The 13992-nt window shown below is 72.7% G+C and carries 13 protein-coding genes; 8 read left to right on the top strand and 5 right to left on the bottom strand.

Annotated elements, in window-relative coordinates:
- Positions 1-57: 57 nt before the first annotated feature.
- On the top strand, positions 58-264 hold the full coding sequence (locus AB0E19_RS33920) for a hypothetical protein (RefSeq protein WP_362187357.1): 207 nt from the start codon (positions 58-60) through the stop codon (positions 262-264).
- On the opposite strand, the gene AB0E19_RS33925 is transcribed toward AB0E19_RS33920, so the two are convergent.
- Positions 254-1345 carry an NAD(P)-binding domain-containing protein gene (locus tag AB0E19_RS33925; RefSeq protein WP_362187360.1) on the bottom strand — a complete coding sequence of 364 codons (1092 nt, stop codon included), beginning with the start codon at positions 1343-1345 and terminating at the stop codon, positions 254-256. The genes AB0E19_RS33920 and AB0E19_RS33925 overlap by 11 nt on opposite strands.
- Before the next feature lie 98 nt (positions 1346-1443).
- Here AB0E19_RS33925 and AB0E19_RS33930 point away from each other — a divergent pair, with 98 nt between their 5' ends.
- Complete coding sequence (locus tag AB0E19_RS33930) at positions 1444-1866, top strand: secondary thiamine-phosphate synthase enzyme YjbQ (protein ID WP_360606638.1); 423 nt, start codon at positions 1444-1446, stop codon at positions 1864-1866.
- A gap of 468 nt (positions 1867-2334) precedes the next feature.
- Here AB0E19_RS33930 and AB0E19_RS33935 read toward each other — a convergent pair whose 3' ends face one another.
- Positions 2335-2673: a hypothetical protein gene (locus tag AB0E19_RS33935; protein ID WP_362187364.1), complete on the bottom strand. Its 339-nt coding sequence runs from the start codon at positions 2671-2673 to the stop codon at positions 2335-2337.
- 721 nt (positions 2674-3394) lie between these two features.
- On the opposite strand from AB0E19_RS33935, the gene AB0E19_RS33940 reads away from it, so the two are divergent.
- Together AB0E19_RS33940 and AB0E19_RS33945 are read left to right on the top strand one after the other, a co-directional pair.
- Positions 3395-4156 (top strand): peptidase inhibitor family I36 protein, encoded by a 762-nt coding sequence (locus tag AB0E19_RS33940; protein ID WP_362187367.1) that lies wholly within the window; start codon positions 3395-3397, stop codon positions 4154-4156.
- Positions 4157-4158: 2 nt separating this feature from the next.
- Positions 4159-5634 carry a phosphodiester glycosidase family protein gene (locus AB0E19_RS33945; protein ID WP_362187370.1) on the top strand — a complete coding sequence of 492 codons (1476 nt, stop codon included), beginning with the start codon at positions 4159-4161 and terminating at the stop codon, positions 5632-5634.
- 64 nt (positions 5635-5698) lie between these two features.
- On the opposite strand, the gene AB0E19_RS33950 is transcribed toward AB0E19_RS33945, so the two are convergent.
- The 3 genes from AB0E19_RS33950 to AB0E19_RS33960 all read right to left on the bottom strand — a co-directional run bounded on the left by AB0E19_RS33950 (position 5699) and on the right by AB0E19_RS33960 (position 8579).
- Complete coding sequence (locus AB0E19_RS33950; protein WP_362187374.1) at positions 5699-6595, bottom strand: DUF4436 family protein; 897 nt, start codon at positions 6593-6595, stop codon at positions 5699-5701.
- Positions 6596-6646: 51 nt separating this feature from the next.
- Positions 6647-7816: an agmatine deiminase family protein gene (locus tag AB0E19_RS33955; protein ID WP_362187377.1), complete on the bottom strand. Its 1170-nt coding sequence runs from the start codon at positions 7814-7816 to the stop codon at positions 6647-6649.
- A 169-nt stretch (positions 7817-7985) separates the two neighbouring features.
- Positions 7986-8579, bottom strand: coding sequence for a TetR/AcrR family transcriptional regulator (locus AB0E19_RS33960; protein ID WP_362187380.1), 594 nt, complete (start codon positions 8577-8579; stop codon positions 7986-7988).
- A 130-nt stretch (positions 8580-8709) separates the two neighbouring features.
- Between AB0E19_RS33960 and AB0E19_RS33965 the strand changes: the two genes are divergently transcribed.
- The 4 genes from AB0E19_RS33965 (at position 8710) to AB0E19_RS33980 (ending at position 13571) form a co-directional block, all read left to right on the top strand.
- Positions 8710-10374, top strand: coding sequence for a serine/threonine-protein kinase (locus AB0E19_RS33965; RefSeq protein ID WP_362187383.1), 1665 nt, complete (start codon positions 8710-8712; stop codon positions 10372-10374).
- A gap of 107 nt (positions 10375-10481) precedes the next feature.
- Entirely contained in the window at positions 10482-11660 is a 1179-nt protein-coding gene (locus tag AB0E19_RS33970; RefSeq protein WP_362187386.1) for an agmatine deiminase family protein, read from the top strand.
- A 56-nt stretch (positions 11661-11716) separates the two neighbouring features.
- Entirely contained in the window at positions 11717-12298 is a 582-nt protein-coding gene (locus AB0E19_RS33975) for a helix-turn-helix domain-containing protein (RefSeq protein ID WP_362187389.1), read from the top strand.
- A 259-nt stretch (positions 12299-12557) separates the two neighbouring features.
- Positions 12558-13571 (top strand): agmatine deiminase family protein, encoded by a 1014-nt coding sequence (locus AB0E19_RS33980; RefSeq protein WP_362187392.1) that lies wholly within the window; start codon positions 12558-12560, stop codon positions 13569-13571.
- The last annotated feature ends 421 nt before the right edge of the window (positions 13572-13992 follow it).

The following is a 13992-nucleotide window of genomic DNA, read 5'->3' on the forward strand; positions in this document are numbered from 1 at the left end:
CGACTCAGGCGGCGTCGCTGGATCTGGTCTCCCATCACCTCCTGGCAGGCGAGGCGGGTGGCCCGGGTCAGCGGGGTGGACTTCGACGACGCCTGGGTGGAGATCCGGCTGACCACCCATCCGGACGAGCGTCATTTCGCCCTCGCCCACGACGTCCTCACCCAGGTCCTCCTCAGCCGGAGCGCCGTCTTCCTGGAGGAGGGCCCCGGGTGCGCGCAGGACCGGGAGTGGCGGCGCCCGCGCGACGGCTCGCTCAGACCGTGACGGTCTCCCGCGCGCGCTCCGGCCCGCGCGCCAGCAGGCGGCGGATCTCGGCCACCGCGGCACGGCCGGCCCGGTTGGCGCCGATCGTCGAGGCCGAGGGGCCGTAGCCGACGAGGTGGACGCGCTCGTCGAGGACGGCGCGGGTCCCCTCCAGCCGGATGCCCCCGCCCGGACCCCGCAGCCGCAGCGGCGCCAGATGGTCGATGGCCGGCCGGAAGCCGGTCGCCCACAGGATCACGTCCGCGTCGACCGTACGGCCGTCCGCCCAGACGGCCCCGGTCGGCGTGATCCGCTCGAACATGGGCTGCCGGTCGAGCACGCCGCTCGCCAGGCCGGCCCGGACGGCGTCGTTGAGCGGCAGCCCGGTCACCGACACCACGCTCCGAGGCGGCAGCCCCTGCCGCACCCGCTCCTCGACGAGGGCCACCGCCGCCCGCCCCTCGGCCTCGCCGAACGACCCCTCCCGGAAGACCGGCTCGCGCCGCGTCACCCAGGTCGTCGCGGCGGCGTACTCCGCGATCTCCAGCAGATGCTGCGTCGCCGAGGCGCCGCCCCCCACCACGATCACCCGCAGCCCGGCGAACGCCTCGGGGCCCGGATAGTGCGCCGTGTGCAGCTGACGGCCGAGAAAGGTCTCCTGTCCGGGATACCGGGGCCAGAAGGGCCGGTCCCACGTCCCGGTGGCGTTGATCAGCGCCCGGGTCGCGTACGTCCCCTCCGTACTCTCCACCCGCAGCAGCCCGCCGGCGCCCTCCCGGACGGCGGTCACGTCCACCGGCCGGTGCACCCGCAGCCCGAAGCGCTGCTCGTACGCGTCGAAGTACCCCGCGATCACCTCGGACGAGGGCCGGGCGGCATCGGCGCCGACCAGCTCCATCCCCGGCAGGGCGTGCATCCCGTGCACCTTCCCGTAGGTCAGCGACGGCCACCGGAACTGCCACGCCCCGCCCGCGCGCGGCGCGTGGTCGAGCACCACGAAATCCCGCTCCGGCTCCAGCCCGGCCCGCTGCAGATGGAACGCGGCGGACAGCCCCGCCTGACCGGCCCCGACCACCACCACGTCCACCAAAGATTCGTTCACGTTTCTACTAACTGAAGCGGCCCCCAGGATCTTCCCCACCGCCGAGCGCCCCGCCCGCCGCCCGCGCGCCCCCGCCCCCCGGGCGGCAGGATGGCCCCATGTCCCACTCCTTCACCACCCGCGTCCTCAGCCTCAGCACCGGCACCCGGGAGACGGTCACCGACCTGACGCGTGCCTGCGAGGACTTCCTGACGGAGACGGCCACGGGCCGCGACGGCCTCCTCAACCTCTTCGTCCCCCACGCCACCGCCGGCCTCGCCGTCCTGGAGACCGGCGCCGGCAGCGACAGCGACCTCCTGTCCACCCTCCACCACCTGCTCCCCGCCGACGACCGCTGGCAGCACCGCCACGGCAGCCCCGGCCACGGCCGCGACCACGTCCTCCCCGCCTTCCTCCCGCCCCACGCCACCCTCCCCGTGATCGCGGGCCGCCTCAGCCTCGGCACCTGGCAGTCGGTCTGCCTGGTCGACACGAACAAGGACAACCCGCAGCGGCAGGTGCGGTTGAGCTTCCTGGGCTGATCGAGTCGATGCACGTACGACGTTCTCGCCGCCGCCGACCGGCTCGCCCGCAACGTGGTCGACTGCCTCCCACGCACTACCAGGTATGGCCAAGAGGGCACATGTGCGGATGTTCGTGGATGAATTGCCTTGTGCACGTCTTGCCGCAGCCTGCCGTGGGGCACGAAGAGCCACAGTACTTGCGCTGCGGCGTCGCTTGGGGGCTCGCCTGTTCCCAGACGTCACCGAAGGCGCATTGGTGGTCGCCGCCGTGCCCCAGCCCGTGAACGCAGGGGGAGGACATCTGCCGATCTTCACTGCACGCCGGGCACGGCCCGAAGGGGCAGGTTTGCTGCTCCGGAACACCGCCTGGTAGCAGCCCACCGTCGGTGGGTTCATTGTCTGACATCTTCGGTACCTCCTACTCCCCCATCCCGAACCAGAAGGGGCAGGGGAAGTGACACGGTCACAGCTGCCGACCCGGGCGGCTCAATTTACGTCGAATGTGTTCTCCTGGTGATCTGCTGTGCCTGATCCCGGATTGACGTAGATGAGCACCTTATGTGAACCCTGGTCGAGTCGGCCGAGGCTGACGTAACCCATGGCTGAGTCTCCCGGATTGAGGGACTGCGACGTCCATTCGACGACGAAATTCCCATCGACTTCGACTCCTACCCGCGCGACCCCGCCGGCGTCTCCCACATTGGCGAGTTCGAAGCTGATGCGCGTTCCGGAGTCGTGGTGGGGAACCGTGTGGTTGTCGGGATTGTCTTGAGGATCGGGCATCACGCCGATGCCTCCCTGTGCCAGCTCGAACATTTCGGACATGGTCCTTCATCCTCTCTCGTGCTGCCTTGTGGGCACCGGCGTTTCCCGCGCGGTGAGGAGCATGCGGAAAGAGCCCGTCGGGCCGATCGATAAGCGAACAGGAAGCCCGCCCGGAAAAGGCCTGAACAGCCTGGGCTGTAAGGGGCGAGGTGGGGGGGAATGGCAGCCGTCGAGGCCGTTTCGGCGATGTGATCATGCGCTGCCACGGTGTGGAATTTCTCATCGCGCCGCCCCATTGGGCACTGCGGTCGGCGACGCGGTTCAGCTCACACACCCAGCGTGTGCGACGGGGGCGGATCCCGCACTTCGGGAGGGCCGACACAGAGGTGCACGGCTGGATGGAGCGAGTGCACCGCGGCCGCCAGAGTCACTTCACGGCACCGGACCCGCTGTTCACGACCGACACCCTGTGCAACGGCGCCCGCCGACGGACGACGCGTGCGGGACCGTGTCACCACCATGAGCGGCACGAGCATGGCGGCGCCGCACGTGGCCGCGAACGAAGGGCGCCGGCGATCCCGGCGCTCATCGACGCGCTGGTGCGCAGGACAGCGTCGCACGCGGACGTCGGGACCTTCCGCAACGGCAACCAGCCGGTCCGGCCGCCCTGTCAGGGGGGCGGTGAGCCGACGGCCCGGCGGTGTACGTGCGGGCCGGGGCGGGCGGTCCCCGGCAGGAGGGGGCGAGGGTGCGGCGTTGTCTAGAGTGCACGACCATGCACATGATCAAGAGTTCACTCGGCCGTCTGCCCGCCGCCGGGCTGGCCGCCGTTCTCCTGGCCGCCTGCCTCGTGTGGTGGCAGGCCGGGCCGGCGCAGGCCGCGTACGACGACTGTCCGGAGAAGACGTTCTGCCTGTACACCCAGGCCGGCGGCGAGGGCGAGATGGTGTCGCTCGCGCCGCAGGACGGGCCCGTGCTCGACTACGGCGTGGTCGAGAGCCTGAAGAACCGGACCTTCCTGTCGTTCATCAACAAGACCGCATCCTGGACGTGCCTCTACGACGATCCGGCGTACGGCGGGGCCGACATCCAGGCCGTACTGCCCGGCCACACCGGCGGCGACCTGGCCAAGGGCGCCGACGGACTGCCGAAGGTGACCGTGGCCTCGCACAAGTTCGCCCCGTCGAAGTCGCTCTGCCGCACCGGGTTCGACCGCTGCGACGCCGGCCGGGTCTGTATCTTCCAAGGCCCCAGCGGGCGCGGAGTCGGAGGCGTGACGAGCCAGGCCGAGGTCCTTCCCGACGGCGTCCTGGGCAACAGGGACTACGGCGTGACCTGGGACGAGAAGCTCGTGTCCGTCGCGAACCGCTCGCACAAGTTCGCCTGCTTCTACCGGGATCCCGGATACTCCGGAACCTGGCAGGCGGGCGGCGTCGCGTACCGGGCGTTCGTGGTCCCGCCCGGCGAGGAGACGACCCTGCCCACCCTCCACCAGTCCTCCGTGAGCTCCCACAAGCTCGCCGACGCGGAAGGGAAGTGCTGACCGTGCGCCACGCCACGACCTCCGCCGGCCGCTCACGCGTGCGCCGCGTCGCGGCCGTTCCCGTCGCCCTGGCCACACTGGCCCTCACGCAGACCGCGGCGGTCGCCGACCCCGCCACCAACGGCGTCCCGTCGGTCCTGGACACCTTGACACCCCATCACCTCACGGTGGCGGACGGCATCGAGCGGACCACGTACTCCAGCGACTCCTCCGAGATCGTCGTCCGTGTGTCGGTCATCGATCCGGACCTGGGGGCGATATCCCTGGACAGCACGGTGGGCGCCGGGGTGAGCGTGAAGGAGCCCACGACCGCGATGCTCGCGACCGTCGCCGCCGGCGGGGGCGCGCCGTACGTCGGTGTGAACGGCGGCTACTCCGTCTCCACCAAGGACGAGGACGACCTCACCGGCAAGGGCATCCCGGAGGAGCGGTCGGTCCCGATGGTGACCTCGGTCCAGGAGGACGTCGTGCAGGGCGCCGGCTGCCTGAAGGGGCAGAACTCCGTCGTCCTCCAGCACGGCCGGCCGCACTTCACCAAGATCACGACGGCGCTGGGCATCACGTCGGACCGGAACACCGCGGACACCGCCGACGACGCCACGCGCGTGGTCGACGGCGTCAACCGGTACCCGGGCTGGATCGTGTTCTGCCCGCAGGAGGCCGGTGACGTGGTCCTTCCGTACCGGAAGGACGCGGACGGCGTCGTCCAACGGCTCGACCAGTACGGCAACGTCATCAAGGGCGGCCCGTACTACCAGGACTCCAGCGAGATCGTCGTCTTCACGTCGGCCTACGGCCAGAAGACGCCGGAGCCCCGGCACACGCCCTTCGTGGCGGCGGACGACGCCGACGGCGTCGAGGTCGCCGTCGACGCGTCGGGCAGGGTCACGGCGGTGAAGTCCCCGCGTGGCGGAACGGCCGTCCCTCCGGGGGGCATGGTGCTCCAGGGCATCGGCGACGACGCCCAGACCGGGGGCGGCGCGCAGTGGCTCAGGGACCACGCCATGGTGGGCGCGAAGCTCACGTACACGCAGCGCGCCACGGACCTGGGCGTCGTCGGGGACCCGGACGACGACGTCGACCTGCCGCTCGACCCCGCGTACCCGTCGATCGACGTCGTCAACGGCACCCACGATCTGATGCGGCACGGCAGGGTCGTGGCCGAACCGGACGACAACGTCGCGAACGACCCGCGTACCGCCATCGGCGCGGACGGCTACGGGCGGACCCTCCTGGTCACCGTCACCGCCAGGGAGGAGGGCCTGCGCCGAGGTGTCCCGATCTACGACCTCGCGAAGATCATGGAGGATCTCGGGGCCGTGGACGCGCTCAACCTGGACGGCGGCGGATCCACCACGTTCGTCGTCGACGGGCAGGTGAAGAACGTCCTCTCGGACGCGGGCGGGATCGAACGGCCCGTCTACGACGCCGTGTACGCGGGACGCGGCGGGCACGGCCTGCCGGCCGGCGGCAACTGACGCCTGCCCCCGGGCGGTCGCTCAGGGATGGCGCCCGGAGCGACCGCGCCGGGGTCGTGGGTGGCTACGGGGTCCCCGGGATCTTCGGGGTCTCGGGGGTTTCCTGCTCGTCGCGTTCGGCGCGGAAGCCCGTGACCGCCACGGTGACGAGGCAGCAGGCGATCACGGTCTCGGCCCAGAGGAAGGCGAGGTAGTCCAGGAGGCTGCCGATCGGGGGCGTTCCGGGGGCGGTGTTCCGGAAGGCGGCGAGGGCGAAGAGCGTGGCGGCCATCCAGCCGAGGGCGGGCCAGGTCAGTCCTTTGCGGCGGGTGACGAGGAACCAGGCGCCGAGGAACACGGCGACGGCCAGGGCCCACATGGCCACCATCATGAAGACGGCGAAGACGAGCACGCTGTCGGAGCGGCCGAGGGCGACGGCGTAGTACGCGGTCCCGTCCCCCTCGGTGGCGTCCACCGCCGCGGAGAAGAGCGCGTCGCCGTTGGTCAGCGTCACGCGGACGGGGACCCGCTCGCCACCCTGGACGGCGGTGAACTCGATCGCCGCGTCGTAGGAGTCGAAGGGGTAGTCGGTGATCGAGCCGCCCGTCAGGGTGACGGCCAGGTCCGTGGTCGCGATGCGGCCGTGCGCCGGGAAGGACAGGTCGCCCCGGGTGGAGGGGGAGGTCTGCAGCGTCAGATCCTCGGTGGGGGAGACGCCGCCGGCCTCGGCCAGGGTGCCCCGGGGGGTGACCAGGACTCGCAGGACCAGTTCCCGGCCGGCGGCGTCGACGCGCTGGACCGAGGCGCTGACGTCCACCCGGTCCGGGGGCGACCCGCCCACGGCGTACACCGTGTCCTGCGTCTGGCGTTCGCCGAACTGGACCCAGATGCCCAGGGCGGCGGCGGCCGCGATCAGGAGGCAGGCGAGGGCGGCGGGAAGCAGGCCGCCCCGGGTCGGTCCGCGGCGGCGGGTGGTGGACACGCGGGCCCTCCTCGGTCTCTTCTCCGGCAGGTGTCGGTCGGCTGTCGGCGGTCAGTCGACCGGCTTGCCGGGCTGGTCGTGGGTGGCGCAGTGGATCCCGCCGCCTCCGGTGGCGATGGTGTCGATGTTCACCTGCACGACGTCCCGCTTGGGGAAGTGCTCCCGGAGGATGCCCCGGGCGCGGTCGTCGGCCTTCCGGTCGCCGAACTTGGGCATGTACACCGCGTCGTTGCCGATGTAGAAGTTCGCGTACGTCGAGAGGAAGTCGTCGCTGTAGCCGCTGATCCGGTCGGGGTCGGGCTGCGGCAGGTCGATGACCTCGAAGGGGCGGCCCTTCGCGTCGGTGGCCTCGCGCAGCACGGACGCGGCCTGGTCCGAGGAGCGCGACCAGGAGTCGGCGGGCATGCCGGGGAACGCCCGGTCCAGGAGGATCACACCGGGGGCGGTGAACCGGACGAGGCTGTCGACGTGGGCGTCGGTGATGTCCTCGCCGCGGACGCCCTTCAGCCAGATCACCTTCTCCATGCCGAGGAGCTCCTTGAGGTCGGCCTCGATCTCGGCGCGGCTCATGCCCGGGTTGCGGTTGTCGTTGACGATCGAGCTCTCGGTGACGAGGAGGGTTCCCTCGCCGTCCGTCTCGAAGGAGCCGCCCTCGGCGACGAGGGGGGCCTCCTCGCGGGGGATCCGGTACTTGGCCGGCAGCTTCCGGCCGACCTGGGCGTCGTTGTCGTGGACCTGCTTCTCGCCCCAGCCGTTGAAGTTGAAGTCGACGCCGACCACCTTGCCGGCCTCCTCGACGAAGACGGGCACGGTGTCACGGGCCCACAGGTCGTCGACGGCGAGCGGGATGACCTCGACGTCCCGGCCGCACGCCTTCTGGGCCGCGGCCACCTGGTCGGGGCGCGCCATCATCACGACGTACTCGTACTCGGCGATGGCCCGGGCCACGCGCGCGATGTCCTTCCGCACGTACGGCAGGTCCTCGCCCCAGACGGAGGCGAGGGCGGGCCACGACATGAAGGTGCGGGCGTGGCTCTCCCACTCGGCGCCCAGGCGGCGGTCCACGTCGGTGCCGGTACCCCTGCCGGCGGCGGAACCGGTGGCGGAGGCGCCCGTCCCGCCGGGGTCGGTGGGGCCGCACGCCGTGGAGCCGAGGGCGAGTGCGCCGATCCCGGCGAGCACCCGCAGGGCGGAGCGGCGGGAGGGGCGGAAGTCGGACATCGGGGTCTCCGTTCGAGGTGGGGGCGGAGCAGGTCAACAGCGTGCACGGACGGACCCGCCGAACCCCGGCATGGCCGGGCCGGACGGGGCCGTGTCGTGCCGCCCCGGCGGTCTGTCGTACCGCCACTCTGACACTGACTGAATATTCAGTCAAACTCTGGCCCTGCGGTCAGCGGCTCAGGCGTTCGATTTCGAGGGCGACCGCCTCCTTCAGGAGCTCGCGGGCGTGGGGGAGGGGGAGCGCACCGCTGAGCCAGCGCGTGCTGAGCCCTTCCAGGAGGCCGGTGAGCCGCTCGGCGGAGGCCGTGAGGGCGGGCGCGGGAGCGGTCGGCCGGATGCCGCCCAGGAGGTCCGCGACATCGTGGATCCAGGACAGCGTGGCTCTGGCCAGGTCGCCGCGCAACTCGGGCTCGAAGACGGCGCTGGCGCGCAGCTCGCCCCAGGCCGTGCTGTTCTCGCGGACCTCGGGGAGGTCCTGGAATTCGAGGAGCAGGGACTGCTCCAGCTCCCACCGCGGGTCCTGGGGCGCGTCCGTGCCGGCGTCGGCGTCGTCCTCCCCGGAGGTGTACCGGTCGGCCCGGTCGCTGATGAACTCCAGGGTGTGCCGGAGGACGCCGGCCCGGTCCTTGAAGTGGTAGTAGATCAGCGCGGTGGAGACCCCGGCCTCGGTGGCCAGTTCCTCCATGCGCAGCCCGCGCACTCCTCGCCGGGCAATGACCCGGGCGGCGCCTTCCAGGATGGCGCCTCGGCGGTCCGTCGCCACGTGTGTTCCCCTCCCATGCGGTCCGAGTCGCCAGTGTCGCATGTTGACTGAATCTTTAGTTAGATGCACGATGCGCCCGTTGCGTCCGTCGACCCGCGCTGCTTCGTTCCCCTCGTCGAAAGAGCCCCGCATGTCCGCTCAGCTTCCCGGTGCACAGCCCGCCCCCATGGCGCTGACGGCCGACGACCCGCGAGAGATCGGCGGCTACCGCCTCCAGGCGCGACTGGGATCGGGCGGCATGGGCGTGGTGTACCTGGCGCATACTCCCGGCGGCCGTCCCATCGCCCTGAAGGCGGTGCGGGAGGAGTTCGCGGGGGACCCCGGGTTCCGGCTGCGCTTCGCCCGGGAGGTGGCCAGCGCCGAGCGCATCCACGGCCTGTTCACCGCGCAGGTGGTCGCCTCGGGCGTGGACGCCCCCACCCCGTGGCTCGCCACCGCCTACGTCCCCGGCCCGTCGCTGCACGAGGTGGTCCAGCGGCACGGCCCGCTCCCGGTGCGTACGGTCCTCATGCTGCTGGCCGGGATCGCCGAGGCGCTGGAGGCGATCCACCGGGCCGGTGTCGTCCACCGCGACCTCAAGCCCGCCAACGTGCTGATCGCGGAGGACGGCCCCCGGGTCATCGACTTCGGCATCGCGCGGGCCGCCGACGCCGTCGCGCTGACCGGGACGGGCCTGCGCATCGGAACCGCCGCGTTCATGGCGCCGGAGCAGGCGCTCGGCGGCCCGGTGTCGCCGGCGACCGACGTCTTCGCGCTCGGCGCCCTCGTCGCGTACGTGGTCGGCGGCGAGGCGCCCTTCGGGGCGGGGCCGGAGTCGGCGGCGCTCTACCGGGTGGTCCACGAGGAGCCCGACCTCGCCCGCGTGCCGCGGGACCTGCGCGACGTGACGGCCTGGTGCCTCGCCAAGCGGCCCGAGGACCGTCCGTCGCCGGCCGACCTCATCGCGGCCGTCCACGCCCACCCCCTCGTGGGCTCCCGGTCCGAGTTCGGGGAGGGATGGCTCCCGTGGCCGATCGGCAGCGAGGTGGCGGGACGGGCGGCGCGGCAGGAGTCGCCGGCCTGGCCGTCCGCGGCGCCGGTGCACGCGTGGCCGACCCTCGCGGCGCCGGCGGCCACTCCCGGCGCGCCGACCCCGCCGGGTGCCACTCCTGGTGCGCCGCCCGGTGCCGCGACTCCGCAGGGCCCCGGGGCACGGCCTCCGGGGGTCGTGGTGGCTCCGGGCTCGGCGCCGTCTCCGGAGCCGTCGGTCCTGGACGGTGGAAGGTCCTCCGGCTCGCCCGCGCGCCGGGCGCGACGGAGCCGCCGGCGTCCGGTGGCGTGGGCCCTCGCCGCATGCGCGGCCGTCGGCGCGATCGGCGGCGGGGTGTACCTCCTCGGCCCGCCGACCGGTACGGATCCGGCGTCCCCGGCCGCCTCCCCGGCCTCCTACGTCCGGGTCGGCCAGGAGGCCACGCTCACCGCCCCGGACGACAGCTACGAGTTCGACCTCGGCGCCGGGAAGGTCGTACCCGCCGACACGGCCCGCTGGTACCTGGCGCGGGACGGGGCGGAGTTCGTCCTGCCCGAGGACAGCGACGCCTACCTCGCCGACGGCGGCGAGCTGGGCCCCGCCGACTGCGTCCGGGGCGTCGACACGGAGCCGGTCACCCGGATCGCCTTCGCCGACCTGGCCGACGAGAGGCCCTTCTGCATCCGCGGCGCCGACGGCCGGGACCTCGTCGTCGTGTGGCTCCTGGAGGCCCGGCCCGACGGCGGACCGGTCACCGCGCTCTTCGAGCGCTACCGCCGGGAGTAGGGCCGGCGGTCCGGCACGGACAGTCCTGACGAGATCATTGACTGAATTTTCAGTCTGTTGAACGATGGGTGTGCCCCTCCGCCCCTCCCTCCCTCAGGCAGGAACCCATGGACACTCCCACCACCTCCCGGCGCCGCCTGCTCCACCTCGGCGCGGCGGCCCTGCCGCTCGCGGCCCTCGGCTCGGCGCTCCCCTCGACCGCCGCCCACGCGACCGGCGCCATCACCGCCACCGACGCCGCGGCCACCCCCTTGCGGATGCCCGCCGAGACCGACCGCCACGTGCGGACCTTCATGGCCTGGCCGGCGCTCTCGTCGATCTGGTCCACCAGGCTCGACGGCGTCCGCCGCGACATCGCGCGGGTCGCCGACGCGATCTCCCGCTACGAGCCGGTCACCGTGCTGGCGCGCCCCGCGCAGGCCGCCGACGCCCGCCACCAGTGCGGAGCGGGGGCGTACTACGGCATCGACGTCCTGGAGGTCCCCAACGACGACCTCTGGATACGGGACTTCGGCCCCACCTTCGTCGTCGCTCCCGGCGCCGTCGCCGGCGTGGACACCCACTTCAACGGCTGGGGCAAGGCCGGCACCTCGTACGCGCAGCCCTACGCCAACGACGCCCTGGCGGCGGAGGCCCTGCTCGCGCAGTACGGCGTCCCGCGCGTGCAGGCCGGGTTCGTCGGCGAGGGCGGTTCGCTGGAGACCGACGGCGAGGGCACCCTGCTCGCCACGGTCAGCTCCCTCGTCAACCCCAACCGCAACCCCGGCATGACGCAGGACCAGGTCGAGCAGGCGATGAGGACGGCGCTCGGCGTCACCAAGGTGATCTGGGTGCCCGGCCTCGCCGGCCAGGACATCACCGACTGCCACATCGACTGCCTGGCCCGCTTCGTCGCGCCCGGGCACGTCATCCTGGACCGGCCCGGGCCCCGGACCGATCCCCAGTGGGTCGCCGTCTACGAGGAGACGAAGCGGATCCTGCAGAGCGCCACCGACGCGCAGGGCCGCCGGCTCGCCCTCACCGAACTCCCCGGCCCGGACCGGCTCAAGATCCGGCGCGGCGGCTCGGGCTTCCTCTCCAGCTACACCAACTACTACACGGTGAACGGCGCCGTGCTCGTCCCGCACTTCGGCGACCCCGACGCCGACGCCGCGGCCGCCTCGATCCTCGCGGCCGCGTACCCGAGCCGGAACGTCGTCCAGCTGAACATCGACGACATCGCGAGCGGCGGGGGCGGCATCCACTGCGCCACCCAGTCGCAGCCCGCCGTCCCGCCGGCCGTCTGACCTGTCGTCCCCGCCCGCCCCGGTCGGGGCGGGCGGGGACCGGTAAGGTTCGGGCCATGGCGTCTCGTAGTACTCAGATCCTCGAAGCGGCCGCCCGGGTGATCGCCCGGCGCGGGGTCCGCGGGCTGCGCGTGGAGGAACTCGCCGCCGAGGCGGGCGTCTCCACCGCGCTGATCTACTACCACTTCAAGGACCGCAACGGGATCCTGCTGAAGACGCTGGAGTTCATCAACGACCGCGCCGAGCGGTACACGACCGAGCGCGACCCGGACGCCCCGCCGCTCAGCCCGCGCGAGGAGCTGGAGCACACGCTGCTGCTGGAGCTCCAGGACACCACCGAGGTCCGGGAGAACAGCAGCGCCTGGGGCGAGCTGCGCGCCAGCGCGGTCTTCGACGACGTCCTGCGCGAGGACCTGACCCGGGCCACGCTGGTCTGGGTCCAGGAGGTCGCCGCGCTGCTCGGCCGGGTCCAGCCGATGGCCCCGGCGGTCGCCCTCGCGGGCGCCGCCGAGCGGCTCACCGCGCTCCTGGAGGGCCTCAGCATGCGCTGGCTCAGCGGCACGCTCCGGATCTCCCACGCCCGGGCCCTGATGAGCGACGGAATCGACGCCGAGATCGAGCGGCTCGGCCGCCGCTGACGCCCGCGGGCCCCGGGCGCCCGTCGCGGATCCGGCGTAGGGCCGTCAGCCCTACGCCCGTTCCGCGTTCCGCGTTGCCGTTGCTCTTGCCCCTGCCCTTGCCCGTGTTCCGATCCGCCGAAAGCCATGTCCGCAGTCTTGACTGAATTTTCAGTCGGGAGGAGGATGCTGTGCACACCGCGTACCCGTCCCCACGCTCGCGCCAGGCAGAGCCGGCGCCGCCGACGGGTACTTCTGGCGAAACGAAGAGAGACCCGTGATGACTGCATTCCGTATGCCCGCCGAATGGTCCGAGCACGAGGCGTGTCTCATGGCCTGGCCCGTCCGCGAGGACCTGTGGGGCGACGTGCTGGACGACGCCAAGGAGGAGTACGCGAACGTCGCCCGCGCGATCGCCGGGTTCGAGCCCGTGACCATGGTCGCGCCGCCCGGCCACGGCGACGAGGCCCGGGCCAGGTGCGGCGACGGCGTCACCGTCGTCGAGCTGGCGCAGGACGACTCGTGGTTCCGCGACTCCGCCCCGCTCTTCGTCCTCGACGGCGCCGGCAACCGCGCCGGCGTGGACTTCCGCTTCAACGCCTGGGGCCGCAAGCACCACCCGTACGACTCCGACGACCGCGTCGCCGCGCTCCTCCTGGAGCACCTGGGCGTCGAGCGCCTCGCCTCCGGCATGGTCCTGGAGGGCGGGGCGATCACGGTCGACGGCGAAGGCACCCTGATCACCACCGAGCAGTGCCTGCTCCATCCGAACCGCAACCCCGGGCTCACCCGCGAGCAGATCGAGACCGAACTGAAGGACCGGCTCGGTGTGGAGAAGGTGATCTGGCTGCCGTACGGCGGTCTCCTCGACACGGAGACCGACGGGCACGTCGACGGCGTCTGCGCCTTCGCCGCCCCCGGCACGGTCGTGGTCTCCCTGCCCGACGACCCCGACCACCCGGACTACGCCCGGATGCGTGCCAACCGGGCGGTCCTGGAGTCCACCCGCGACGCCCGCGGCCGGCGGCTGGAGATCGTCGACGTGCCCCAGACCGCCTTCGCCGACCTGCCGGACGGCGAGGTCGAGGTCTCGTACCTCAACTACTACGTGGCCAACGGCGGCGTCGTCGTCCCCGTGGCCGGACAGCCCCAGGACGAGGCCGCGCTCGCGGTGATCGCCTCCGCGTACCCCGGCCGCAAGGTCGTCCCGGTGCGCGCCGTCGCCATCGCCTACGGCGGTGGCGGAGTCCACTGCATCACCCAGCAACTGCCGGCGCCCGGCACCCCCGCGTAGGGCGACCCCGCCGGCCCGCACCGACTCCTCCGCCCCGAACCGGCACCTTCGGGCCTCTGGCTCACACCGGGCTTCCGGCCCCTCAGGGCCACGGCGGCCCTCGGCACCGGACGGGCGCCGCCTCCGGATCGGACGGGCGCCGCCTCCGGATCGGACGGGCATTGCGGCCGGACCGTATCGGGTCCGGGTGACCTGTTCGTACCCGCGGTGACCTGTCCGCGCCCGCAGTGACCCCGCATCGGGCCCGCCGCCACCCGTAACGGATCCACGGTGGCCAGGTCCGGACCCGCAGCCACCCGCACCCGGCCCGCGGTGACCCGCCCGGGCTCGCGGGGATCCACCCCGGGTCCGCCGCAACCCGCCCCGCCCCGGACAGCCTCCCTCCCCTCCTCCCCTCCCTCCCCTCCCTCCCCTCTCCTCC

This window comes from Streptomyces sp. NPDC047974 (genome assembly GCF_040653375.1).
Taxonomy (GTDB): Bacteria; Actinomycetota; Actinomycetes; order Streptomycetales; family Streptomycetaceae; genus Streptomyces.